Source organism: Alysiella crassa DSM 2578, from assembly GCF_000745955.1.
GTDB lineage: Bacteria > Pseudomonadota > Gammaproteobacteria > Burkholderiales > Neisseriaceae > Simonsiella > Simonsiella crassa.
Genome location: NZ_JQKH01000014.1, coordinates 1 through 26515, shown reverse-complemented (window position 1 = coordinate 26515; position 26515 = coordinate 1). Strand labels below are relative to the sequence as shown.

Annotated in this window: 19 protein-coding genes and 1 pseudogene; 12 read left to right on the top strand and 8 right to left on the bottom strand. The window is 45.9% G+C overall.

What is annotated here, in order from left to right; genetic code table 11:
• Positions 1-34 precede the first annotated feature (34 nt).
• From alaS to Q338_RS15110, 4 genes are all read left to right on the top strand, one after another.
• On the top strand, positions 35-2656 hold the full coding sequence (alaS, locus tag Q338_RS03765; RefSeq protein WP_034292111.1) for an alanine--tRNA ligase: 2622 nt from the start codon (positions 35-37) through the stop codon (positions 2654-2656).
• Positions 2657-2736: 80 nt separating this feature from the next.
• Entirely contained in the window at positions 2737-3732 is a 996-nt protein-coding gene (locus Q338_RS03760; RefSeq protein WP_034292109.1) for a DNA cytosine methyltransferase, read from the top strand.
• Entirely contained in the window at positions 3725-4735 is a 1011-nt protein-coding gene (locus tag Q338_RS03755; protein ID WP_034292106.1) for a DNA adenine methylase, read from the top strand. Before Q338_RS03760 ends, Q338_RS03755 begins: the two co-directional genes overlap by 8 nt.
• 465 nt (positions 4736-5200) lie before the next feature.
• Positions 5201-5893 carry an HNH endonuclease gene (locus Q338_RS15110; RefSeq protein WP_244773139.1) on the top strand — a complete coding sequence of 231 codons (693 nt, stop codon included), beginning with the start codon at positions 5201-5203 and terminating at the stop codon, positions 5891-5893.
• Here the strand turns inward: Q338_RS15110 and Q338_RS03745 are convergent.
• The 4 genes from Q338_RS03745 to murA form a co-directional block, all read right to left on the bottom strand.
• Positions 5890-6861 (bottom strand): DUF72 domain-containing protein, encoded by a 972-nt coding sequence (locus Q338_RS03745; protein ID WP_211249422.1) that lies wholly within the window; start codon positions 6859-6861, stop codon positions 5890-5892. The genes Q338_RS15110 and Q338_RS03745 overlap by 4 nt on opposite strands.
• 78 nt (positions 6862-6939) lie before the next feature.
• Entirely contained in the window at positions 6940-8826 is a 1887-nt protein-coding gene (gene dxs, locus Q338_RS03740) for a 1-deoxy-D-xylulose-5-phosphate synthase (RefSeq protein WP_115723639.1), read from the bottom strand.
• 153 nt (positions 8827-8979) lie between these two features.
• A complete protein-coding gene (locus Q338_RS03735) occupies positions 8980-9312 on the bottom strand; it encodes an FKBP-type peptidyl-prolyl cis-trans isomerase (protein ID WP_172540021.1) in 333 nt (110 codons plus the stop codon).
• A gap of 169 nt (positions 9313-9481) precedes the next feature.
• Complete coding sequence (murA, locus tag Q338_RS03730) at positions 9482-10744, bottom strand: UDP-N-acetylglucosamine 1-carboxyvinyltransferase (protein ID WP_034292094.1); 1263 nt, start codon at positions 10742-10744, stop codon at positions 9482-9484.
• Between the two features lie 593 nt (positions 10745-11337).
• On the opposite strand from murA, the gene Q338_RS03725 reads away from it, so the two are divergent.
• The 7 genes from Q338_RS03725 (at position 11338) to murD (ending at position 20775) form a co-directional block, all read left to right on the top strand.
• Positions 11338-12321 carry a ribose-phosphate pyrophosphokinase gene (locus tag Q338_RS03725; RefSeq protein WP_147293695.1) on the top strand — a complete coding sequence of 328 codons (984 nt, stop codon included), beginning with the start codon at positions 11338-11340 and terminating at the stop codon, positions 12319-12321.
• Positions 12322-12451: 130 nt separating this feature from the next.
• On the top strand, positions 12452-13018 hold the full coding sequence (locus Q338_RS03720) for a 50S ribosomal protein L25/general stress protein Ctc (RefSeq protein ID WP_034292089.1): 567 nt from the start codon (positions 12452-12454) through the stop codon (positions 13016-13018).
• 347 nt (positions 13019-13365) lie between these two features.
• Positions 13366-16902, top strand: a complete 3537-nt coding sequence (putA, locus tag Q338_RS03715; RefSeq protein WP_051968469.1) for a bifunctional proline dehydrogenase/L-glutamate gamma-semialdehyde dehydrogenase PutA — start codon at positions 13366-13368, stop codon at positions 16900-16902.
• A 528-nt stretch (positions 16903-17430) separates the two neighbouring features.
• On the top strand, positions 17431-17634 hold the full coding sequence (locus Q338_RS03710; protein WP_034292086.1) for a hypothetical protein: 204 nt from the start codon (positions 17431-17433) through the stop codon (positions 17632-17634).
• Positions 17622-18278 carry a Fic/DOC family protein gene (locus Q338_RS03705; RefSeq protein WP_034292084.1) on the top strand — a complete coding sequence of 219 codons (657 nt, stop codon included), beginning with the start codon at positions 17622-17624 and terminating at the stop codon, positions 18276-18278. Before Q338_RS03710 ends, Q338_RS03705 begins: the two co-directional genes overlap by 13 nt.
• Positions 18279-18437: 159 nt before the next feature.
• A complete protein-coding gene (locus Q338_RS03700) occupies positions 18438-19406 on the top strand; it encodes a hypothetical protein (protein ID WP_034292083.1) in 969 nt (322 codons plus the stop codon).
• Between the two features lie 34 nt (positions 19407-19440).
• A complete protein-coding gene (gene murD, locus Q338_RS03695) occupies positions 19441-20775 on the top strand; it encodes a UDP-N-acetylmuramoyl-L-alanine--D-glutamate ligase (protein WP_169815842.1) in 1335 nt (444 codons plus the stop codon).
• A 42-nt stretch (positions 20776-20817) separates the two neighbouring features.
• On the opposite strand, the gene Q338_RS03690 is transcribed toward murD, so the two are convergent.
• Entirely contained in the window at positions 20818-22125 is a 1308-nt protein-coding gene (locus Q338_RS03690; RefSeq protein WP_034292079.1) for a replication-associated recombination protein A, read from the bottom strand.
• A 269-nt stretch (positions 22126-22394) separates the two neighbouring features.
• On the opposite strand from Q338_RS03690, the gene Q338_RS03685 reads away from it, so the two are divergent.
• A complete protein-coding gene (locus Q338_RS03685; RefSeq protein WP_034292076.1) occupies positions 22395-23270 on the top strand; it encodes a DegV family protein in 876 nt (291 codons plus the stop codon).
• A 269-nt stretch (positions 23271-23539) separates the two neighbouring features.
• Here Q338_RS03685 and gdhA read toward each other — a convergent pair whose 3' ends face one another.
• The 3 genes and pseudogenes from gdhA to Q338_RS14755 all read right to left on the bottom strand — a co-directional run.
• The gene (gene gdhA / locus Q338_RS03680) at positions 23540-24877 is read right to left on the bottom strand and encodes an NADP-specific glutamate dehydrogenase (protein ID WP_034292074.1); all 1338 of its coding nucleotides are present in this window, start codon (positions 24875-24877) and stop codon (positions 23540-23542) included.
• A 367-nt stretch (positions 24878-25244) separates the two neighbouring features.
• Positions 25245-26111, bottom strand: a complete 867-nt coding sequence (locus tag Q338_RS03675; RefSeq protein ID WP_034292073.1) for a prephenate dehydrogenase — start codon at positions 26109-26111, stop codon at positions 25245-25247.
• A 198-nt stretch (positions 26112-26309) separates the two neighbouring features.
• Positions 26310-26515, bottom strand: a pseudogene (locus Q338_RS14755) (hypothetical protein); the annotation flags it as partial.

Genomic DNA, 26515 nt, shown 5'->3' with positions numbered 1-26515 from the left:
TTACAAACCTTTTAATTAACGAAACCAAAATAATATGAACACCAATGAACTCCGCCAAAAATTCCTGCAATTTTTTGAATCCAAAGGACACCAAATCGTTTCATCGTCCAGCCTTGTGCCGCACGATGACCCCACCTTGCTGTTTACCAACGCAGGCATGAACCAATTTAAAGACGTGTTTCTCGGCTTTGACAAACGCGATTACAACCGCGCCACCACCGCCCAAAAATGCGTACGCGCAGGCGGCAAACACAACGATTTGGAAAACGTGGGCTACACCGCGCGCCACCACACCTTTTTTGAAATGTTGGGCAATTTCTCGTTTGGCGATTATTTTAAACAACAAGCCATTCATTTTGCTTGGGAATTTCTCACTTCGCCCGAATGGTTGAATCTGCCCAAAGAAAAATTGCTCGCCACCGTGTATGCCGAAGACGATGAAGCCTACAACATTTGGCACAATGAAATCGGCTTGCCTGCCGAAAAAATCATCAGAATTGGCGACAACAAAGGCGGTCGCTACGCATCAGACAATTTCTGGCAAATGGGCGACACAGGTCCTTGCGGTCCTTGCACCGAAATTTTCTACGACCATGGCGAACACATTTGGGGCGGCGTACCCGGTAGCGCGGAAGAAGATGGCGACCGCTACATTGAAATTTGGAACAATGTGTTCATGCAATTCAACCGCGATGAACAGGGCAATATGCACCCCTTGCCCAAACCCAGCGTGGACACAGGCATGGGCTTGGAGCGCATGGCGGCGGTGTTGCAACACGTTCACAGCAATTATGAGATTGATTTATTTAAAAATTTGCTCAAAGCAGTGGCGCGTGAAACCCACACCCCATTCAGCATGGACGTACCCAGCCTGAAAGTGATTGCCGACCACATTCGCTCTTGCTCATTTTTGATTGCCGATGGCGTGTTGCCCAGCAATGAAGGGCGTGGCTATGTGTTGCGCCGCATCATTCGCCGTGCCGTGCGACACGGTTACAAATTGGGTCAAAAACAGCCGTTTTTCTACAAACTTGTCCCTGATTTGGTTCAAGAAATGGGCGATGCCTACCCCGAATTGCGCGAAAAACAAACGCAAATCATGGACGCTTTGCGTGGCGAAGAAACCCGTTTTGGCGAAACATTGGAAAAAGGCATGGGTTTGTTGGAAAACACGCTTTCAGGCAGCCTGAAACGTTTGGACGGCGAAATTATCTTTAAATTGTACGATACCTACGGCTTTCCCTATGATTTAACAGCCGATATTTGCCGCGAACGCGACATTGAAATGGACGAAGACGGTTTCAACCGCGAAATGGAAGCCCAACGCGCCCGCGCCCGTGCCGCCCAAAACTTCAAAGCCAACGTGCAGTTGCACTACGATGGCGCGGAAACCCAATTCACAGGCTACACCGAACGCGAAGGACAAGCCACCGTTTTGGCGATTTTCAAAGACAACGAAAGCGTGAACGAATTGCGCGATGGCGAAAACGGCATCATCGTGTTGGACAAAACGCCATTTTATGCCGAAAGTGGCGGTCAAGTGGGCGATGTGGGCAATTTAATTGCCAATAATGTGCAATTTGAAGTTAAAGATACCCAAAAAATCAAAGCCAGCGTGTTTGGACACATTGGCACATTGGTTTCAGGCAGCCTGAAAGTGGGCGACACCATTACCGCACAAGTGAACAACGCCATTCGTGAACAAATCACGAAAAATCACAGCGTTACCCACTTAATGCACCAAGCTTTGCGCGAAGTGTTGGGCAATCATGTTGAACAAAAAGGTTCTTTGCAAAATGCCGATTTAACGCGCTTTGACATTTCACACAACCAAGCGATGACCGCAGAGCAAATCATTGAAGTTGAAAGAAAAGTCAATTTTGCCATTATGCAAAACGTGCCTGTGAAAGTGGAAACCATGTCGTTGGAAGACGCACAAAAAACAGGCGCAATGATGTTGTTTGGCGAAAAATATGGCGAATTTGTGCGCGTGGTGATGATGGACGAATTTTCCACCGAATTGTGTGGCGGCACGCATGTTGCACGGACGGGCGAAATCGGCTTGTTCAAAATCATCAGCGAAAGCGGCATTGCGGCAGGCGTGCGCCGTGTTGAAGCCATTACAGGCATGAAAGCGGTGGAATTTGTGCAAAATCAAGAAGTTTTGCTGAAAAACATTTATGCCGAAGTGAAAGCACAAGGCGAGAAAGACGTGTTGAGCAAAATCCAAGCCAATGCCAAAACCTTGAAAGATTTGGAAAAATCTTTACAGGCAGCCAAAACCGAATTGGCGGTACACGCAGGCGCGAAATTGCTGGACAAAGCGCAAGATTTGGGCACAGCACGTTTGGTGGTGGCGCAAATTGACGCGGATGCAGGTGCATTGCGCGACATCGTGGGCGATTTGACGGGCAAAGGCGACAATATTGTCGTGTTGCTGGCAAGCGCGAACGATGACAAAGTGGCATTGTGCGCGGGCGTATCCAAACCTTTGACACAAAAGGTAAAAGCAGGCGATTTGGTGAAATTTGTCGCGGAACAAGTGGGCGGCAAAGGTGGCGGTCGTCCTGATTTGGCACAGGCTGGTGGTTCGGACGTGGCGAAACTGGCTGGGGCGTTGGCGAGTGTTGAGGGTTGGGTTAAATCGTTGATTTAATTTGATTTGAAAATTCAGGCTGCCTGAAAAGTTGTGAAAGGCTTTTTAGGTAGCCTTGTTGTATTTGAATTGAAAAGTTTATGCCATTAAATTATATAGATTTATTTTCAGGGGCGGGTGGACTGTCTTTAGGCTTTGAGCAAGCTGGTTTTCAGCAAATTCTTTCGGTAGAAATTGAGCCCAGTTATTGTGAAACTTATTGTCATAATTTCCCACATCATACTGTTTTACAAAAAGATTTAACCAAATTAAGTGATGATGATTTACTTGATGAATTGAAAGGGCAAAAAGCAGATGTTGTGATTGGAGGACCGCCGTGCCAAGGTTTTTCTATGGCAGGAAATATTGGGCGGACTTTTGCTGATGACCCACGCAATCATTTATTCAAAGAATTTGTGCGAGTGGTTAAATTAACCAAGCCAAAATTTTTTGTGATGGAAAATGTGGCAAGGCTTTACACGCACAAGTCTGGAAAAACCAGACAAGAAATTATTGAATATTTTCAATATATTGGGTATCAAGTAGAATGTCAAGTTTTGAATGCTGTTGATTTTGGTGTTCCGCAAAATCGCAGTCGTGTGGTATTTATTGGACGGAAAAATCAAGGCAATATTATTTTTCCAAAACCATTGAAGGTAGCCTGTAAAACGGTTTTTGAGGCAATTGGTCATTTTCCAAAATTATTGGCTGGTGAAAGTTGCCCTCAACTTCCCAATCACGCAGCAATGAACCATACGCCCCAAATGCTTGAAAAAATGGCATTTGTTAAAAATGGGGGCGACAGGGGCGATATTCCCAAAAATTTGCGACCCACATCGGGCGATGTGCGAAAATACATTCGTTATGACAGCAACAAGCCAGCAGTATGTATTACAGGTGATATGCGAAAAGTGTTTCATTATGAGCAAAATCGTGCTTTGACTGTGCGAGAGTTGGCAGCACTACAATCATTTCCTGACGATTTTGTATTTTGTGGCACAAAAATCGCCCAGCAACAACAAGTTGGCAATGCCGTCCCCCCGTTATTGGCAAAAGTGATTGCCGAATGTATTTTAAAAATGAACGAAAATGAATAAACCAAAATACCCAAAAATCAATTATATCGGCAATAAAGAAAAAATTGCATCGTGGATTTGCGACCAATTACCTGCCGATGTTCAAACCGTTGCCGATGTGTTTAGTGGTGGCTGTTCGTTTTCGTACGAAGCCAAAAAGCGTGGCTTATCTGTCATTGCTAATGACATTTTACAAATCAATCATCAGCTTGCCCTTGCTTTAATTGAAAACAATGATGTGATTTTAAATGATGACGATGTGGATTTGATTTTTTCAGGCAGCCTGAAAAATGGGTTTATGACCGAGCATTATTCTGATGTTTTTTTCTTTGAACAAGAATGTCAGGAACTGGATTTGTATCGTCAAAATATTGAAAAATTAGACAATCCGTATAAAAAAGCTCTGGCTTTTGCCCTAATTCGCCGAGCAATGATTAGAAAAATGCCTTATTCTCGCTTTACCATTCCTTGGGAAAAAGTAAAGCAACTCCGTGATGAAGAATACAGTTATGCCAAATATGGTCGCCGTAGGGCTTATCACAATCAATCATTTGAATTTCATTTTCGTGAAAATTTAAGGGCTTATAATCAAGCCGTGTTTAATAATGGCAAACAACATCAGGCACTCAATCAAGATGTTTTTGAAGTTTTAAACAATATTCAAGCCGATGCGGTTTATCTTGACCCGCCTTATACAGGGACGATGAATAATTATTTTGGTTTTTATGGTTTATTGGACAGTTATATTTCATCATCTATTGCCAAGCCATTTGACAATCATTTTATGGATAAAAAACAGGCGATTGATTTGTTTAAGAAATTGGTGGAATATTTAAAGCCATTTCGTTATTGGTTGTTCAGCTACAATAATGTTTCACAACCCAATCGTGAAGAATTGGCACAAATGTTGGCTGAAAATGGGCGAAAAGTGCAAATTTTGGAAACGCCACATATTTACAAAGTAACAGGCAAAGAAAATAAACAAAATCATAAGGAAATTTTGTTTTTGGTGGAGAATATTTAAATGCAGATTTATGAAAAGTATTGGAAACTTACATTAGCATATACTAATTTTCATGATACAAAATTCCTAAAAGCGTTGGAAATTTGTATTCAATTTATTGATAGTATTAAGGAAAGTAATCCTAATTATGAAAATAATATTATTTCTAGTACTACTATTTCTGAAAAGAGAAAATTGTGTAAAAAATTCAAATATTACTACGATTTACAAAAGAAAATACAAAATGCGATTGAATTGCAATCTGATGATACAGGTCATGAATTAGATGAAGAATCTGCTAGAAAAGCAATTAATCAAATGGTTAAATTGGGTTTTATTAAACCATTTTTAACTTCATATCATGACTTATCCAAAGAATATTTGAAGGCAAAAACGAACAAAAAACGAGATACTTTGCTTTCTAAAATAGTTTATACCAGCTCATCATTTCAAAGTTCAGTAACTAGTCCATCAGATATTCGCCAAATGAATTTTTTGATTAAAACTTTGGTGGAACACCCAGAAGGCAAATTAAATAAATCCGAAATTTCAGCCTTAATGTTGGTGGATTTAGACAACTATCCCAATGACCATTTAAGCAAAGCAGAATTGGATGCTTATTTACAACAAGGCATTCAATCAGGCTTTATTGAAAGAAAATACAATCAAATTGGTCATTTGTGGAATTTATTGGCAAAATTAGACGACTTGAAACGAGTAAATAACGATTTGTATTTTGCCGAAGATGCCGAGCGTATTTTTGGACGATTAGATGGTTCAACCGCACGCAAAAGAGACCCTTATTTGCACCGTTTGTATAAAAATCAATTACAAGAAGAGTGCGAAGAATATTATGGTGGCGTGAAATGTATGTTGGAAAAATTATCTTATCCTGTTTTGGTTGCCAGCCATATTAAGCCATTTATTCAATCCAACGATAATGAAGCCTATGACCCGAATAATGGCTTATTATTAAGTCGGACTTTGGACAGTTTGTTTGATTTGAAATATATCTCATTTGATGACAATGGCAATATGTTGAAATCAAAAAGATTATCCGATGATGTTTGGCAATATTGGCAACACATTAAATTGGACGCTGTTTTGCTGAATGATGAACGTAAACGTTATTTGGCGGAACATCGTGTTTTAATGCAACAAGCAGATGAACGTCGTTAAAACAAACTCCCCTGCCTTTCCATCTCAATATTTGGCGTTTTGACAGAAAACCCCCATTCCGCCAAATACCCCTTCAAAACAGGAATATTGTAAAACGAATGGCTTTGCGTGGTGTTTTGGAAATAGATAAACAGTTCATCAAAATCATCACGCTGTCTGAACAGCATTTCTGCCAAAGTTTTCAATTCGCTGTCGGTGTAGCGGTAGTCATGGCGTTGGCTGGCGGATTGGGCTTGCCACCAATTTGGGTTGCGACCGTGCAGGCGAAAATAGGCGGTACGCGCATTTGTCCAAAAGGGCGTGTTGGGCAAACCAATATGGGTCGGATTGTCTAAATTGCACCAAATCAAAGACTTGGCAGCCTGAAAATGCGCGAAAACTGGCTCAACGTGCCAAGTTGGCGAACGAAATTCCAGTACCAAAGGATAGCCCTCAAACCACGCGCACAATTCGCCCAAATAACGCCGATTGGCTGGCGTGCGCTCAAAACTGTGCGGAAATTGCACAAACAAATGCGCCAAATTTTCGCCAAGTGGCTGAACCGCTTGTAAAAAAGCGTGGGCTTGTTCGGCGGTGGCGGTGCGTTGGTGGCTGAAATCTTGGTGCAATTTCAAGGAAAATTTCAATCGCCCTGCGGCTTTGTCCAACATGCCGAGCAGGGCTTTTTGTCCAATCGGCGCGTGGAATGTGCTGTTAATCTCAACACAATCATAATGTTGCGCGTAATGGTGCAGAAAATCGCCGCTTTTCGTGCCGTGTGGATACAGGGTTCCCAATAAATCCGTGTCGCTGTAAGCACCTGTGCCGATGTAGATGTGTTTCATATTGATTTTGAATAGGAAATTATTTTCAGGCTGCCTTGCAGTACACGACATTTTTTCGTAGGCTGGGGTAAATGAAGTGTAGCGGAATGCACCCAGCTCCACCCTCTTTGGGGTTGCTGGGGGGCGTGTCGCTTGGGGCGACACTTACCACCAGCCTACGCCACCCGCAATTTTGTCGTGTACCGAAAAGCTGCCTGAAAGCTCAAGGCAGCCTGAATATTTTTATTTCACAAATGCTTGAATTTTTGCCAATAATTTTTCTGCGCTTAATCCCAAATCGTCCAAGATTTTCGCGCTGTCGCCGTGTTCGGTAACGATGTCGGGAATGGCGCACAGTAAAGTGGGTTTCAGGCAGCCGTGTTCGGCGAGTGTTTCCAAAACCGCGCTGCCTGCGCCGCCCGCTTGCGCGTTTTCTTCCACGCAGACAAGGTAATCGTGGGATTGGGCTAATTCTACAATTAAATCAATATCCAATGGTTTCACAAAACGCATATCGGCTACAGTCGCATTCACCGTTTCTGCCACCGTCAAGGCAGCCTGAACCATGCTGCCAAAGCCAATGATGGCGATTTTCTCGCCCTGTTTGCGAATCACGCCTTTGCCGACTGGCACGGTTTGCAGGCTGCCTGAAATTTCCGCGCCACAACCCGAACCGCGTGGATAACGCACGGCGGTAGGCTGGTCTAATTGGTAACACGTTGATAATAAAAGGCGACATTCGTTTTCATCAGATGGGGCAGCAATCACCATATTCGGTACGCAACGCAGGAAACTTAAATCGTACGCGCCTGCATGGGTTGGGCCATCAGCACCGACAATGCCTGCACGGTCAATGGCAAACAGCACGGGCAAATTTTGCAGCGCGACATCGTGTAATAATTGGTCGTAGCCGCGTTGCAAGAAAGTGGAGTAAATCGCCACCACAGGTTTCGCGCCCTGACACGCCAAACCTGCGGCAAACGTAACCGCGTGTTGTTCGGCAATGCCCACGTCAAAATAGCGGGTAGGGAATTGTTGCTCAAATTCCACCAAACCGCTGCCTTCGCGCATGGCGGGGGTGATGGCAACTAAACGCGAATCGGCGGCGGCTTGGTCGCACAACCATTTGCCAAAGACTTGGGTGTATGTTGGGGGGGGGGCGACTGGGGTTTTCAGGCTGCCTGAAGTTTCGGCGGCTGGTGTTTTGCCGATGGCGTGGTATTTCACGGGGTCATTTTCGGCGAGTTTGTAGCCATTGCCTTTTTTCGTGATGATGTGGAGCAATTGTGCACCTTTGCGTTGGCGTAATTCTCTTAATAATTCAACCAGTTGAATCACATCGTGTCCATCAACCGCGCCCGTGTAATCAAAACCAAAATTTTCAAATAACGACAAAGATTGTTTAATGTGTTCGCCTTCGTGGGCGATGGCTTTGAATTTATTTTCGGCTTTTTCGGCGATTTCTTTCATGCTGGGCAATCTGTCCAACACTCTGGCGGATTGGTGTTTTAATTCGTGTAACACGCCGCGCATATCGCTCAACACATGGCTGGCTAAATATTTGGGCAACGCGCCTACATTGGGCGAAATGGACATTTCATTGTCATTTAAAATGACGAGTAAATTCGCGTCCATATCGCCCGCGCAGTTTAGGGCTTCAAAGGCTTGTCCTGCGGTCATGGCACCATCGCCGATAATCGCCACGCTACGCGCCGTGTTGCCCGATAATTTATCCGCCACTGCCATGCCCAAAGCCGCGCCAATAGATGTGGACGAATGCCCCACGCCGAAATCATCGTATTCACTTTCACTGCGTTTGGGGAAACCTGCCAAGCCACCGTATTGGCGGATGGTATTCATGCGGTTTTTGCGACCTGTTAAGATTTTGTGGGGATAGGATTGGTGTCCCACGTCCCACACCAAATGGTCGTGGGGGGTGTCGTACACATAATGCAGGGCGATGGTGAGTTCAATCACGCCCAAATTGCTGGCGAAATGTCCGCCTGTTTTGCCCACGCTGTCTAATAAAAATTCGCGTAATTCTGCGGCGAGTTGGGGCAATTTTTCCAAGGGGAGTTCGCGTAAGTCTTTGGGGGAATTGATGTTGTCTAGCAGGGGCGTGTTCATGATGGGGAAACTATTGTAATGATGAGTAATGGGTTTGATTATAGCGGTTTCGGGTGGGGTTTGGGCGTTAAATTTTGTTTACATTTTGGTGTCTCATCAAAGTATTCAGGCAGCCTGAACAATTTTCAGGCTGCCTGATTTAATTATTTATGATGATTATTCATACACATATAATAATTCTACTTCAAACACCAAAGTAGAATTGGCAGGAATCAAACCGCCGCCCACCGCGCGGCTGCCGTAGCCCATTTCGGGTGGAATGGTTAATTTGCGTTTGCCGCCCACTTTCATGCCGCCGAAACCTTCGTCCCAGCCTTGAATCACTTCGCCCGCGCCCAATGTGATGGTGAACGGTTGGCGGCGGTCAAGGCTGCTGTCAAATTTCGTGCCATCGGTCAGCCAACCTGTGTAGTGGACGCTGATGTCTTTGCCTTTGACGGCTTCCGCGCCCGTGCCAACAATCAAATCTTCAATAATTAAACTCATGATTTTATTTCCTTAAATATGATGAAATGGGTTTTCAGGCTGCCTGATAATACGCGGTAAAAATAACAGTAGGGTGCGCCGTGCGTACCAAACCCACCGCAATATTTCAATGATTCCAGCCATTTGGTGCGCACGGCGCACCTTACACATTCAGGCAGCCTGAACATTCAATTTAGCCGTGAATGCGCTCAATTTTCGCGCCCACGCCACCGAGTTTTTTCTCAATATGCTCGTAGCCACGGTCAAGATGGTAAATTTGTTCAACAATGGTTTCGCCATCTGCCACCAAACCAGCCATTACCAAACTGGCGGATGCACGTAAATCGGTTGCCATCACGGTTGCGCCTGATAACTTTTCCACGCCTTGTACCAAAGCCGTGTTGCCTTCGGCGGAAATGTTCGCGCCCATGCGGTTCAGCTCGGGGACGTGCATAAAGCGGTTTTCAAAAATGGTTTCGGTAACTTTGCTCGTGCCTTCTGCTACCGCGTTCATCGCCATGAATTGTGCTTGCATATCGGTGGGGAAAGCTGGGTGTTCGGCGGTACGAATGTTCACGGCTTTAGGGCGTTGCTGCATATCAATGCTAATCCAGTCATCACCAGCTTCAATGATGGCACCTGCTTCCACCAATTTGTCCAACACCACGTCCATCGTTTTGGGCGCAGCGTTACGCAACACCACTTTTCCGCCCGTCATCGCCACCGCGCACAAGAATGTACCCGCTTCAATGCGGTCGGGGACAACGCTGTGTTCCGCGCCATGCAATTCGTCCACGCCTTCAATGGTCATGGTTTGCGTGCCAATGCCTTGAATGTTTGCGCCCATTTTCACCAAGCATTCCGCCAAATCCACCACTTCGGGTTCCACCGCGCAGTTTTCCAACACGGTTGTGCCTTGCGCCAAAGTTGCCGCCATCAGCAGGTTTTCCGTGCCGCCCACCGTTACCACGTCCATCACGACACGCGCACCTTTTAATTTGCCGTTGGGGGCTTTGGCTTTCACATAACCGTGTTCAATCACGATTTCCGCGCCCATCGCTTCCAAGCCTTTCAAATGCTGGTCTACGGGACGCGCACCAATCGCGCACCCCCCTGGTAAACTCACTTCCGCCTGACCAAATCGCGCCAAAGTCGGGCCCAAAACGAGAATGGACGCGCGCATGGTGCGCACCAAATCGTAGGGCGCACAAGTATTGTTCAAAGTGCTGCCATTGATTTCAAATTCGCTGATGTTGTCGGTCATCACGCGTGCGCCCATGCCTTGCAGCAATTTTTGCGTGGTTTTAACGTCTGCCAGCATGGGAACATTTTTCAAACGCAAAGTGCCATTTGCCAACAAACCCGCACACATCAAAGGTAAAGCCGCATTTTTTGCGCCTGATACGATGATTTCGCCGTTTAATTGACCGTTGCCTGTGATTTTTAATTTATCCATTGGTGTTTTCTTCCTAAAACCTAATTTTGATAATAAATATTAAAAGGGGGAATGCGTTTTCAGGCTGCCTGAAAGTGATGCAGCAAAATAAATGTAGGGTGCGCCTTGCCTAGCAAATTCACAATACTATTAAAATATGATGACCGCTAGGGGCTAATGACAATTCGTTTCGCGGTTGTTTTTTCGTCAAAATCGCCAACTTCTGCGTCAAAAATATTCGCCAATGGGCGGCATTGGCTCACATTTTTTCCTTGAATTTGACAATTTTGCCTGAAAAACCAACTCCGCGCCCAAATTGTCATTAGCCCCTAGTTTGGTGCGCACGGCGCAACCTACATTTTGGTGGTTCAATCCATTGCCGTGTAGCCAAAAGGCAGTCTGAAACCCACAATTTAACTTTCACAAAAAAACCGCGAAATAATAGCAGAAAACCCACTTTCAGGCAGCCTGAAACCGTACTTATCTTCACAGAAATTAACTCAATCTTGTATAATACCTCCGCCCCACAAGGGCAATCTATTCTCCCCAAACGAAAGGGTAACACCATGTTTCCCAATCTAAAAACCAAACCAAATCAATCAGGTGAAGAAGAAATGGCTAATGATAGCTTAATGGTATTTACAGGCAATGCCAATCCCGAAATGGCGGAACGCGTCGCCAAACATCTTGACACAACACTGGGCAATGCGTCTGTGAAAAAATTTTCCGATGGCGAAATCGCCGTAGAATTACTGGAAAATGTGCGCGGACGAGACGTGTTTATTCTGCAACCCACCTGCGCCCCCACCAATGACAATCTGATGGAAATTTTGACAATGGCAGACGCATTGCGCCGCGCTTCCGCAGGACGCATTACCGCCGCCATTCCCTATTTTGGTTATGCGCGACAAGACCGCCGTCCACGCTCTGCGCGTGTGCCGATTTCTGCCAAATTGGTGGCAAATATGTTGGAAGCGGCTGGCATTGACCGCGTTTTAACGGTGGATTTGCACGCCGACCAAATTCAAGGTTTCTTCAATATTCCTGTGGACAATATTTACGCTACCCCGATTTTAACCCACGACATTATGTCGCAACGCATTGAAAACCTGATGGTGGTTAGCCCCGATATTGGTGGCGTGGTACGCGCCCGTGCGGTGGCGAAAATGTTGGGAAGCGATTTGGCGATTATTGACAAACGCCGCCCCAAAGCCAATGTTGCCGAAGTGATGAATATTATCGGCGATGTGCAAGGCAAAACCTGTTTGCTGGTGGATGACATGATTGATACCGCCAACACATTGTGTAAAGCCGCTTCCGCACTCAAAGAACGCGGCGCGGAACGTGTTTTGGCTTACGCCACCCACGCGGTATTTTCGGGTGGCGCGGTGGAGCGTTTGAATACTTCCGACATTGACCAAGTGGTGATTACCGACACCATTCCATTATCGCAAGCCGCCAAAGCCTGTCCGCGCATTCGTCAAGTATCGTTAGCCAGCTTGTTGGCGGAAACGGTAAGACGAATTTCTAATGAAGAATCCGTGTCTTATCTCTTTAATGAAGATTTAATGCACCACAATTCATTAGTTTTATTGTAAAATACCCCGTTTTGAATTTCAGGCAGCCTGAAAGGGTTTCAGGCTGCCTGTTTATTGCATTGCAGAGTTGGTCGCAGCTCGGTAGCAATGTATTTTTTAATAAACCCTTTGATTATTTTAAGGAATTAACATGACTGTTATTCAAGCAACCATTCGTTCAGAGCAAGGTACTGGTGCGAGCCGCCGCCTGCGTCATGACAACAAAGTGCCTGCCGTGGTATACGGTTTGGGTGAAACCAAAGCGATTGCTGTAGATCACAAAGAAATGTTCTACGCATTGCAAAAAGAATCTTTCTTCACGCAAGTGTTGAAATTGAGCATTGATGGTAAAGAGCAAGACGTGATTGTACGCGATTACCAAATGCACCCCGTAAAACGCCAAGTAACCCACATTGACTTCCAAGCAATTGATGTGAACCAACCTGTGCGCATCAAATTGCCTATCCACATCGTGAACGCAGAAAAATCTCACGCGGTGAAATTGCAATCTGGTCGCGTGTCTTTGTTGGTAACTGTGGCTGACTGCTTGGTTGACCCAAAAAATATTCCTGCCGCTTTGGAATTGGACTGCGAAAAAGTAGTGGCTGGCGACATCTTGCATTTGACTGATTTGTCTTATCCTGCTGGTGTACAAAGCATTGCTTTGAAACGCAACAGCAATTTGGCTGTGGCAACCGTTACAGGTAAAAAACGCTAATCAATTCATTTGATTGCATAAAACCGCTATTTGATAAATTCAAATGGCGGTTTTGTTTTTTCAGGCTGCCTTTGGGTATGGATAAATAATATGTAGGGTGCGCCGTGCGCACCAAACACAGCACCCCATTAAATTTTATTGTTCAATCGCTTGGTGCGCACGGCGCACCCTACGGCAATGGTTATTTTTTAGGCAGTCTCATTTTTGTAGGGTAGCGAAGGCAGCCTGAAACCAAACACGGTTTCGTGTTGCAAACCCATCACATCGCACAAATTCTGTTAGCCAAGCCCCCCAATTTACGCTAATATTCGCCCCGATTTTCACCCGATTTTACACAGGAACGCTCCATGTTTCAGCTCACCCAATCCCAGCAAAATTCTCTGCGCCGTGCCATTGCGTCTGCGTGTCGCCGCGATGAAGCTCAAGCGGTTGCCGATGTGTTTGAGCGCGGCACACTGACCGCCGCCGAGCGTGAACAGGCTCAAACGGTGGCGTTCAAATTAGCCGAAAAAATCCGCCATAAAACCGATAAAGCCAATGGCGCGGCGGCATTATTGCGCCAATTTTCTACGCGTGATGCGGGGGCGGCGGGCTTTATTCAGGCGATTCAAATTTTGCCACATTTGCGTGATGAAGCGACTGCCTTGGCATTTTTACAAGAGCGTTTGGCGGTAGCGGATTGGGCAGATTATTGGAAATACAGTCAATCTATGTTGGAAAACATGGCGGTTTGGCGGCGCAACAGCATTGAAATTGACGCCAATGCAGACGTGCAAACGCAGGCTGCCTCTTTGCGTTTGGCGGCAAAACGCACGGAACAATCCATTCAATTATTACACGAACACCTTGTTTTTCATGATAAATTAGAAGAAGCGATTAAAGTATCGCGCAAATGGGAAAAATCAGGTTTTACCGTGCAATATCAATTGCTTTGCCAATCAGCGCACACGCAAGAAGAAGCGGAACAGAATTTTCAAACTTATGTGAATGCGGTGTATGCGTTGGGTCGGGCGGCTGGCAAGGTGGGCGTTTTGCTGGCGAATGGTTTGTTGATTAAATTGTCGGCTCTGTTTCCGCGTTTTGAGTACGCGCAAAAAGGGCGGGTGATGACGGAATTATTGCCCAAATTGAAAAAATTATTTCAATTGGGCAAGGATTATCACATTCCCCTGTGTTTGGACTCGGAGTATTCGGAACACCTTGAATTATCATTGGATATTTTTGAGCAATTGGTGAGCGAGCCGCGTTTGGTGGATTATCACGGCATGGGTTTTACCGTGCAAGCGCAGCATAAATCTGCGCCTTTTGTGTTGGAATATTTGAATTCTTTGGCGTATGGTTACAAAAAGCGGCTGATGGTGCGCTTGATTGAAGGCGTTGATTGGGAAGAAGAAATCCGCCGTGCGCAACAATTGGGTTTGAATGGTTATCCTGTGTACACGCGCCGTGATTATATGCGTATTGCGTATTTGGCGTGTGCGCGGATGTTGTTGCAACAAGCGGAAGTGATGTATCCACAATTTGCCACGCATGACGCGTATTTGGTGGCGGCGATTCACGCGATGGGGCAAGCGAAAACCTTTGAGTTTCAGGCTGCCTTTGGCGAAGACGATTTATTGTATGAACAAGTGGTGGGGCGCAAAAAATTGGAACGCGCTTGCCGTTTGACCGTGCCTGTGGGGGAAATGGAAACGTGGTTGCCGTATGTGGCGGCGCGTTTGCAGGCGCACGGTTCGGCGGGGGAATTTGTGTGTGATGTGGCGGATTCGGCGGTGGCGTTGGCGGATTTGGCGCGTTGTCCTTTGGACGTGGCGTTGGAAACGCAGGGCGCACCGAATCCCGATGTGGATTTGCCGCGTTATTTGTTTTTGAATGAAGGTCGTTTGAATGCCATCGGTTTGGATTTAAATGATTATTTGGTATTAGAGCGTTTGCAAGAACGCATGAATGCGGCGCAGGAACACGGTTTTCAGGCTGTCTCCCTATTGGCGATGAACACGCCCAGCGAAGAACCGCATTTTGTGCAAAATCCCGCCGATTATGGCGATGTGGTGGGCGCGACTTCGTTTACCAATAAGCGATTTGTACACAATACAGTGGGTGCGGCAAAAGCTGTGGAAAGCCGTTGGCAGTCTGTGTCGCCCGAAAAACGAGCAGAGCGTTTGTATGCTTACGCGGATGCGTTGGAATTGGCGTTGCCCGAATTGATGGCGTTAATTGTGCGTGAAACAGGTAAAACGCTGTCTGCGGCGGTGTCGGAAGTGCGTCAAACGGTGGATTACTGTCGCTATTATGCGCGGCAGGCAGAAACGATTTGTGCGGAACGCCCGCCTTTGGGAACGGTAGCGGTGATTGGCGCGTGGGATTCGCCGTTGGCGGCTTTGGTGGGGCAGACGATTGCGGCGTTGGCGGTGGGCAATATTGTGATTGTGAAACCTGCGGAACAGGCGTGTTTGACTGCGTATCGGGCGATTAAATTATTGCACGACACGGGAATTCCTTGTCCTGCGGCGCAATTATTGCTTGGCGGCGGCGATGTAGCGCATGAATTGGCATACGACCGCCGCATTAATGGCGTGTTGTTCACAGGCAAAACAGAAACCGCCAAATTGATTAATCATACTTTGGCGCAACGCATGGATTTGCCCGCTTTATCCACATCTACGGGCGGACAAAATGTATTGATTGCTGATTTATCGGTGCAGCCTGAAAAAGTGTGCGCCGATATTCTTCAGGCTGCCTTTTTGAGTACGGGAACAACGGGTAATGCGCTCAAATTGGTTTGCGTACCCAATGAGTTAGCCGACACCATCATTCATCGCTTACAAAGTTTGATGGACGAGTTGATTGTCGGCAACCCAATGGAACTCGCCAGCGATGTCGGTGCGATGATAGACGAAGAAAGCTATGAACAAGCCTGTGTGTATATTCAAAAAATGGCGGCATTGGGGCATTTTTGTTACCAGTCAAGGCTGCCTGAAAACCACAATGGCACAGGTTTGTTTGTGCCACCGACTTTGGTGGAAATCAAAGGTTTGGAGCAATTGCAACACGATATGTTTGCCCCCGTTTTGCATATTTACCGCTACCGCAGCGAAGATTTGGGGCGCATGATAGACCAAATCAACGGCAAAGGTTATGCCTTAAGCCTTGCCGTGCATAGCCATATTCGTGAAATACGCGAATACGCCGCCAATCGCATGGAAGCCGCCAATATTTTCCTAAACAGCAGCATTTTGTCGCCAGCCGCAGGCAGCCGACCGTTTGGTGGACGTGGTTTTTCGGGTTCGGGCGCACAAATGGGGGGCTATTTTTACGCGCAAAGTTTGGGACACGGCGCATGGCGCATTCCACATTTGCGTAGCGAAGCCGTTGCCAATGAAAAATCTGTGCAAACGGTGGAAACTTTGATTGCCCAATGCCATTTTGAACACGATGCGCGGGTGCGTTTGGCGGGGCAGGCGGCGCAAGTGCGTTTGCATACGCTGCGTTTGGCGGAAGCCAGTTTGCCAGCGTGTCGCGGCTATCAACACAAAATGACGTGGCGCAGTCCACGCCATGTGTGGATTTACGGCGGTTCGTTGGAGACGGCGTTGTCGGCATTATTGGCGATGGCGGCGGCGGGCATACACGCGGTTGTTCACCGCGACCATTTGCTCGCAGGTTTTGCCGAACAATTGAGCAATGTGATGCGCGTGTCGGACAATCCGCAGCAGCAGCCATTTGTGAGTCATATGGTAGCATTGGATTTGCCCACGCCCGAAATCAAAACCGCGTTGGCGGCGCGAAATGGCTCAATCGTGCGGATTGTGGATGCGCGTGAGGGTTTGGATATTGTGCGTTTATTTGATGAAGTGGGCTGGTATGAGTATGTAAATGAGTGAGTTAGAGGGCGGATGGATTTATCCGCCCTTTTTGTTTTCAGGCTGCCTTACCATACACGGCACAATTTATGTAGGGTGCGTGGTACGCACCCTACGCCTTATTTTTCAAGTAAACCAAATACAAAATCCCAACCATTTCATTCACAAAAATAAAACATAAAATAATTCAGGCAGCCTGAAAATTTCAAACCATTTGAATTTAAATTGTTTTTTTGTTTGGCTTACTTTTCCAAAAAGTAAGTCGCCGCGCGGCGATAGAGCGCACGCCGTAGGCAAACTTTTATTTTTGTTCTATCGCATTCAGGCTGCCTGAATTTTCAATCTCTTAAATCTAACCATTTGAATTTTATTAAAAATAATCAAACTTTTGATTTTATTTAAAATAAAAAAATGTGGCAAAATTGCGCCAATTTTTTGCAATTTGAATTCACTCAAAAATCAGCGCATTGCCAAATTTTGTCTGCATTGCGTTAAAAAATGTAGGGCAAAACCATTATAATCATGCCCGCTTTTAAGAAGAAAAACGCCATGAATACACATCATTTTTATGCCCAACGCGATGCAATTTTCGCGCTGGAGAGCTTTCAACCCACTGAACAAACACAGAAAATTGATTTAGCCGTGCTGTCGGGGCGCGTGTCCAATGCACAGGCGATTGACGAAATGCGGCTGTATATTGAGCAGCACCGCAGTTTGGTCGGTTTTGTGGAAACACGGACATGGACAAGGTAAACCCATACCGCGATGAAAATGGTGTGCCATACAATAAATTTCATTTGAATAATCAACAAGAAGTGGATTTGATTGAATACGCGTTCACTTCGCGGCGTATGGCGGAAATGCTGACCGAGCATATTTTGGATAAATGGCAAAGCTATGATTTGTCGCATTTGCAAGCCATTCATCAACATTTATTTCAGGATATGTATGATTGGGCGGGCAAAATTCGCACCGTGCATTTGAATAAATACATGGCGAATGGGCAGATTTCCGTGTTTGCTTCGCCTGACAAAATTCAGTCGGGCTGGACAAAATTGGCGCAAGAGATTGCTGAATTTCGGACGCAAACCGATTTATCTTTTGATGATAAAGTCAAAAAATTAACCGAAATTTTCATCAAAGCCAACCACTTACACCCATTCGCCGAAGGCAATGGACGCAGCCTGCAAGTGTTTATGCAACAATTGGCGCGCACCCAAAACGTGTGTTTGGATTACCGCGACACCCACGCAGAAGACTGGAATCGCGCTTGCGCTTTGAGCGGCGTGTACGGCGATTTGATAGACGATGAACACGGTCGCCACATCATTCGCCAACCCACCGACCGCGAACCGATTAAGCGCATTTTTCGGGAAATTGCCTATCCTTTGGTGTGAGTTGTTGTTATCTAACCAATTGATTATGAAAATATAGTTTATCCAAAAATCTCTAAAAACCCACCTTCACTTACTTTTTCCTTTTTCAGGCTGCCTGAAAATTGCCCCATTTGCTAAAATGCTGTTTTCTCCACATATTCATTCACGATTGGATTGGCAATGGCGGACGATTTCAACCCTAAATCTAATTTTAAAATCACTGTATTGGGCATTTTTCTGCTGCTTTTTTTGGTAACGGCTTATTTTGGTTACAATTTTATTTCGGAAGCGGAACGCAGCGCATCGGGTATTCAAAAAAATAATTTTAATAAAAACAATGATTTGGATTTTTCCAAATTTGACCAAACAATTAAATTGCCCGAAAAACGTGCTTTGCCGATTGAGCGCAGTTTCGGTAATGAAGTGGGGCGGGTGGGCGATGATGTGCGGATTAAGGCAGGCGAATTTGCGTATTACAATAGTCAGCCGCGTATTAAGATTGCATTGGAAAACAATGGTTTATTAACGGTGAATGCGGTGGCGGTGAGTGTGTCGCTGTTTTTGGACGATGAAAAAGAGCCTGTGGCGAGTGCGGTGGGCATTCCGATTTCTTTGGCTCAAGCCCTTGAACCGCAAGGGGAAATGGTAATAGATGTGCCTGTGGTAGGTGCATCGTGGCAGAGTGAAATGGTGCGTTTGGCGAAATCGCGGCGCGTGTTGGCGCAGATTATTTCGGTGAGCGACTCGGCAAACATCAACACGGAATATCCGCAAATAGGGCAGGGCGCGTATTTGAAACAAACAGGCAACGATTGGAGCGTGGCAGACGCTAACCCTTTGCCTGCCAATGATTTTGCCAGCACGGTGGCACAGAATATTCATGCACCGCCGCCTGATTTTGCCGACCCGACCGCAAACATGGATTTGTCTATTCCGAAACCTGTTGAAGCGGTGAAAATTGAGCCTGTGAGCGAATTGAAATTGGAAAAATTGGATTTAGAACCATCGGATAATCCGCCAATTGAGCGTGAACCGATTTTCAGGCAGCCTGAAAGCACACAACCCACACAAAATGTGTTGCCTGAAGAAGATGAATTGCCCAGCGAAACGGGTGTGATTTCGTATGAATTCAAGAGTTTTCAAAAATAAACAGTTGATTGTGTTTTTTAAATAAGCGGACAAAATTATGTTACAAAACAAAAAAGTATTGGTGGCAGGATTGGGCGGCACGGGCGTGTCGGTGTTGGCGTATTGTGCGCATATTGGCGTGGACGCGGCGGCTTATGACGCGAATGTTTCGGATAATCAATGCGCTGATTTAAAAGATAAATTCCCCCAATTTCCCATTTTTTCAGGCAGCCTGAAAGACGCTTTGCTGGGCTATGATGTGCTGGTATTAAGTCCGGGGATTACGCGCAGGCTGCCTGAAATCCGTGCATTTGAAGAACGCGGCGGCAAAGTGGTCGGCGATGTGGCGATTTTGGCGGATATTCTGAAAAATCAATCGGATAAAATCATCGCCATCACGGGCAGTAATGGCAAAACGACTACCACGAGTTTGGTGGGGCATTTATGTGAACGCGCAGGTTTGGACACGGTGGTGGCGGGCAATATCGGCACACCTGTGTTGGAAGCATGGTTGGCACGTGGCGGTAAGGCGGCGGACGTGTGGGTGTTGGAATTGTCCAGTTTTCAATTGGAAACCACAGATGATTTGAATGCGGACGCGGCGGCGTGTTTGAATGTGTCGGAAGACCATTTGGATAGATACGATGATTTGTTGGATTATGCGCGCGCCAAAGACATGATTTTCAATGGAAAAACGGTGCAGGTGTTGAATGCGGACGATGTGTTTTGCAGCGCGATGAAACGTGAACATCGGACGGTAAAATATTTTTCATTAAATAGATCAACAAATTATTATTTGGACACGGTTTCAGGCAGCCTGAAATGTGAAGGCGTTGATTTAATGCAGGAACATGATATTCCTTTGCAGGGCAGCCACAATACGGCGAATGTGTTGGCGGCATTGGCTTTGTGTGAAAGCATTGGTTTGGCGCGTGAAGTTTTATTGGAAAATGTGAAAACATTCAAAGGTTTGCCGCACCGCGTGGAAAAAGTGGGTGAGAAAGACGGCGTGATTTTTATTGACGACAGTAAAGGCACGAATGTGGGCGCAACGGTGGCGGCGATTGCGGGTTTGCGCGAAAAAATTTGGCTGATTGCGGGCGGCATGGGCAAGGGGCAGGATTTCACGCCTTTGCGCGATGTGTTGCGCGACAAGGCGGGCGCGGTGTTTTTGATTGGCGTGGACGCGCCAAAAATTGCGCGTGATTTGGACGGCTGTGGCGTGGATTTGGTGTTTTGCGACACTTTGCCGCAAGCGGTGCAACAGGCGTTTGCGGCGGCGCAGTCGGGCGAGATTGTGTTGTTAAGTCCTGCGTGTGCGAGTTTTGATATGTTTAAGGGTTATGCTCATCGCGCGGAAGTGTTTGTGGACGCGTTTAAGGCGTTGTGATTTTTTCAGGCAGCCTGAAAATGTTTTCAGGCTGCCTGAATTTTATTCCGCCGCTTCATCTAAACTGCGTAACCACGCCAATTTTTCCGCAATTTTTTGTTCCAAACCGCGCTCGGTGGGTTGATAAAAATTGGGTTCTGGTAAATCATCGGGCATATAGGTTTCGCCAGCCGCGTAGGCATGGGGTTCATCGTGGGCGTAGCGGTAAGCACGCCCGTAGCCTAATTCCACCATCAATTCAGTTGGCGCATTGCGCAGATGGAGTGGCACTTCCGCGCTGCCGTGTTCGCGCACAAATTGGCGCATTTGATTGTAGGCAACATAGCCCGCATTGGATTTGGCGGCGGTGGCTAAATACAACACCGCTTGTGCCAACGCCAATTCGCCTTCGGGCGAACCCAGTCGCTCATAAGTGGCGGCAGCGTCATTGGCGATTTGCAAAGCGCGTGGGTCTGCCAAACCAATGTCTTCCCAAGCCATGCGGACAATGCGTCGCGATAAATAGCGCGGGTCTGCGCCGCCTTCCAGCATACGGCACAGCCAATACAAAGCGGCGTTGGGGTGCGAGCCGCGCACGGATTTGTGTAATGCGGAAATTTGGTTGAAAAATTGTTCCCCATTTTTATCAAAGCGTTGTTGTGTTTGCGAACCTAAAGTTTGCGCGGCAAACGCATGGCTGATATTGGGCAATGCCAATGCTTTGCTGGCGTTCAACACCTGTTCCAGCAAATTCAATAATCGCCGCGCATCGCCGTCTGCGGCTTGGATAATCAGCGTTTGGGCGGTGGCTTCTAGCGTAATGCCCTGATAATCAGGCAGCCTGAAAATGCGTTCACATAATTCGGCTAACTCGTTTTCCGTCAAAGGTTTAAGCGTATAAACACTCGCTCGGCTCAACAAAGCCGCGTTCACTTCAAAAGATGGATTTTCGGTAGTCGCGCCAATAAAGGTAATTAAACCGCTTTCCACATGGGGCAAAAACGCGTCTTGTTGCGCCTTATTGAAACGGTGGACTTCATCAACAAAAACAATGGTTTGTTTACCTTGTTGCCATGCGATTTCTGCTTTCAACACCGCTTCCCGAATATCTTTCACCCCCGAAAACACGGCAGAGAGCGGAATAAATTGCGCGTCAAAACTATTGGCGATGATACGCGCCAACGTGGTTTTACCCACGCCTGTCTCACCCCACAAAATCATGGAGTGCGGCGTTTGGCTGGCGATTGCCACCGCAAGAGCTTGCCCTTCGCCGATTAAATGTTGTTGTCCTACAACATCTTGTAATTTTTGTGGGCGCAAGCGTTCCGCAAGTGGCGGTGTGGGTGGTGTGTGAAAAAGGTCGTGTGTCATTTAAAATCCTGTGAAGCTGGGTGCATACTTGATTTATGCAGCGTCTTGGTTGATAACCTTAACATTTATATATTTGGAAAACAAGTTTTTAAACCATTTTTGGGGCAAGATTGGGCAATAAATGATGGGCTGTGGTGTGCATTGATTTCAGCATACCATTAATTAATTAAAATTTAATACAAAAATCTTCAGGCAGCCTGAAAACAGATTTGGAAAATACAGTCAAAAACGATATAATTTAACTATTTTATGCAAACTTGAGTAAAGTAATGACTTCCCAATCCCAACAAAACAAGCGTATTGTCGTAGCAATGTCCACTTCAGGTCTGGACTATCATCCAGAAGCGCATGGTGTGCGTATTTTACGATTGAATATTCGCACGGGTGCAGACACATTTATTGATGGCGAAAGCATGGATTGCGAGACTTTCCAACGTTGGCTGCTGTCTCATCCAAATGAGTTGGCAAGTACTTCACCACCCAGTCAATTGAATTTACGCAAATTTTTTCTTGGTTTGATGGATGAAGGTTATGAAGAAGTTTTGTTTATTGGCATGTCTTCGGCTTTGAGTAAAACCTGTGAACATGTGCGCAATATTATTCCACTATTGCAAAATCAGATGAAAATTCATGTATTTGACACACGCACAGGCACGTTTACCGAAGGCTTGATGGCTTTGGAAGCAGAAAAATGTTTTGCCAAAGGCTGGAGCATGAAAAAAACCTTGCAACATTTGGAACACTTGCGCGTGTATCAACAAGTGTATTTTGGTGTAGATAATTTGACTTATTTGGTCAATAATGGACGTTTGTCTAGAGCATCTGGTTTGTTGGCAAACTTTTTAAATATCAAACCTTTAATTCATGTAAATCGCCAAGGTGAAGCCGAAGTAGCAGAGAAAATTTTTTCCACCAACCGCGTTATGCAAGCCATCGCCGACCGTATTAATGATTTGACTTATTCCGACCATTACCATGTGTTCACGCTGTATTCAGGCACGAGCAGCGCGGAATTGCACCGCAGTTTACAAAGGGTATTGGCGGAACAATGTGGCTTAACCGATTTGCCATCTTACCCGATTAGCCCTGTGGTGGCGGCGCATATTGGTCCACACGCGTTTGGTGCGGGTTTGTTTAAAATTTAATTTCAGGCTGCCTGAAAATTGGGCAATCTGTGAATAGAATAGGGCGGATTGATTTCTGCCCTTTTTTATTTGAAACTTCAGTACACGACAAAACTCATGTAGGGTGCGTATCACGCACCGAATTATCCAGTAATTTGAATGAATGATTTGGTGCGTGGTACGCCCCTACCTTTTAGGCGTTTGTAAAAATTATCGTGTACTGAAATTTGAAACCAAAATAACAGGCAGCCTGAAAACCTTTCAGGCTGCCTGAATTTCAATTTACGCGATTACACCACGCCTTGCGCCAACATCGCGTCTGCCACTTTCTTGAAGCCAGCGATATTTGCACCGTTTACATAGTTGGTGAAACCATTTTCTGTGCCATTTGCCACACAGTTTTCGTGAATATCTGCCATGATGTTGAACAAACGTGTGTCCACTTCTTCACGAGACCAAGACAAACGAATCGCATTTTGGCTCATTTCCAAACCAGACGTTGCCACGCCGCCTGCGTTAGACGCTTTACCAGGTGCGTACAAGATTTGTGCTTTGATAAATGCTTCCACCGCGCCTGCTGTTGAAGGCATATTTGCGCCTTCTGCCACGCATTTCACGCCGTTTGCCAACAAAGTTTTCGCATCGTTTTCGTCCAATTCGTTTTGGGTCGCGCAAGGCAATGCCACATCACATGCCACGCTCCAAGGACGTTTGCCTTCAAAGTATTCCAAACCTTGCTCTTTGGCATACACAGCCAAACGCTCACGGCGTACTTCTTTCAATTCAATCAATGCTGCTAATTGCGCTTCGTTCATGCCGCTGTCGGCGAATTTCACAAAACCATTAGAATCAGACACAGTTAATACTTTTGCGCCCAATTGAATGGATTTTTCTGCCGCATATTGTGCCACATTGCCGCTGCCTGAAATAGTTACGCGTTTGCCAGCCATGTTGTCGCCTTTGGTTTTCAACATGCTGTCGGCGAAATAAACTGTGCCATAACCTGTTGCTTCAGGGCGAATCAGGCTGCCACCATACACCAAACCTTTGCCTGTCAATACAGATGTGAATTCATTAGACAATTTTTTGTATTGACCATACAAGAAACCAATTTCACGACCACCCACACCAATGTCGCCAGCAGGTACGTCTGTGTCTGCGCCGATGTGGCGATACAATTCGCTCATAAAGGCTTGGCAGAAACGCATAACTTCGCCATCAGATTTGCCTTTCGGGTCAAAGTCCGAGCCGCCTTTACCGCCGCCCATAGGCAAAGTGGTCAAAGCGTTTTTGAATACTTGTTCAAATGCCAAAAATTTCAACACGCCCAAATTCACGGTTGGGTGGAAACGCAAACCGCCTTTGTATGGACCAATTGCCGAATTCATTTGCACGCGGTAGCCACGATTTACTTGCACTTGACCTTTATCGTCCACCCAAGACACGCGGAACATAATCACGCGCTCGGGTTCAACAATGCGCTCCAACAAGCCTATTTGGGTGTATTTGGGGTTTTTTGCCAAGAAAGGTTGCAGGCTGCCAAACACTTCTTCTACTGCTTGGTGGAATTCAGGTTGATTGGGATCGCGCTGCTGAATATGTTGGAATAAAGCGTTTAAATCGCTCATGATTTGCTCCTGTTATATTTGAGATAAAAAAGTAGTGAGTTGAATAAAAAAATATTGGTTTTGTAGTTTAATTACAAGTTTATTGGTCTTAACTACATTTTTGTGCAGTTTAACAAGGTTTTTGGACTTTGAAAAGTAGTTTAATGAAATGTGGAATTTATTTATTATAATATTGTGTAGTTTGATTACAAAATTATTGAATTTTACAAATAAAAATAATTTTATAGCATAAAATTTTATAAATATACAAAAATTTGTGATATTATAAAATAAAAAAGTTGCCGAAAACAGAGAAATTCATGTTTTCGGCAACTTTCTTTGATTTGGTGCAATAAAATCGCAAATACCGTGTAATTAAATAACAGGATTAATGCGATTGTCCCCATGTTTCGCGTAATTGCTTGGCTTCGGCGAAATATTGATACAATTTTTCCACGTCTTGATTGTGTAAACAGGTTTGCAAATAGGCGAGTTGTGCCAAATGCTCACTCAATAATTTCAATAACATATCTCTATTTTCTAACACAATATCTGTCCACATTTGCGGGTGGCTGCCTGCAATTCGGGTAAAATCACGAAAGCCCGAACCCGCAAATTTCAAATATTCCGTCCCCTTTGGGTTGTCCAGCATTTGGTGGACGTAGGCAAAGGCAAATAAATGGGGCAAATGCGATACGGCGGCGAAAATCGCGTCATGTTCCGCCACATTCATGTCGTGGACTTCCGCGCCTATGGCTTGCCACAGGGTTTCCACTTTTTTCAGGCTGCCTGAATCTTGTTGTTCGTGGGGGCAGAGTATGACTTTTTTCTGTTTAAACAAACCTGTATATGCCGCCACCGCGCCGCTTTTTTCCGAACCCGCAATCGGGTGCGCCGCCACGCAATAGGCAAAATGTTGTGGCAAATGGGTGCGAAAGGCGTTGAGTGCGGATTGTTTGGTGCTGCCCACATCGCTGATGATGGTGCGCGGCGACAAATAGGCGGTCAAAGCGGCGCAAATTTCAGGCAGCGTGGACACGGGTGTGGCAATCAACACCAAATCCGCCGCGCCCACGCTTGCCGCGTTGATTTCGGTGTGGGCGTGGTCTATCACGCCCAATGCGAGCGCGTCGCGCAGATTTTGCGCGTTCACGTCCACGCCAACCACCGTATTCACCAAGCCGCGCTGCTTTAAATCCAAAGCGAACGAGCCGCCAATTAAGCCCACGCCGATTAAAGTGAGTTGATTTATCATGATTTTTCTCGCAATTTTTATTTAATTTTTTGATTATACAAATAAATAGGCAGCCTGTGTGATTCAGGCTGCCTGAAAATATAGTAAATATAGTGGATTCAATTTAAATCAGGACAAGGCGACAGCGACCGCCGTGTACACATAGTACATAAGGGAGCTGGCAACGCGGTACTGGTTTAAATTGAATTCACTATAAAATTAACGATGTAATTCACGCACATCGCGCCAACCGTCGCTGGTTTTCATTAAAGTAACGGTTTTGGTGCTGGTATTTTTGTGTAAGTCTTTGTATTGACCTTCTTTTAATAATGCGTTTGCCCATTTTTCAGGCTGCATTCTGGCTTCATACGACACATTGGTTACAATCACGCCGTTTAATGCGGTTGGCTCGGTGAAATAATTGA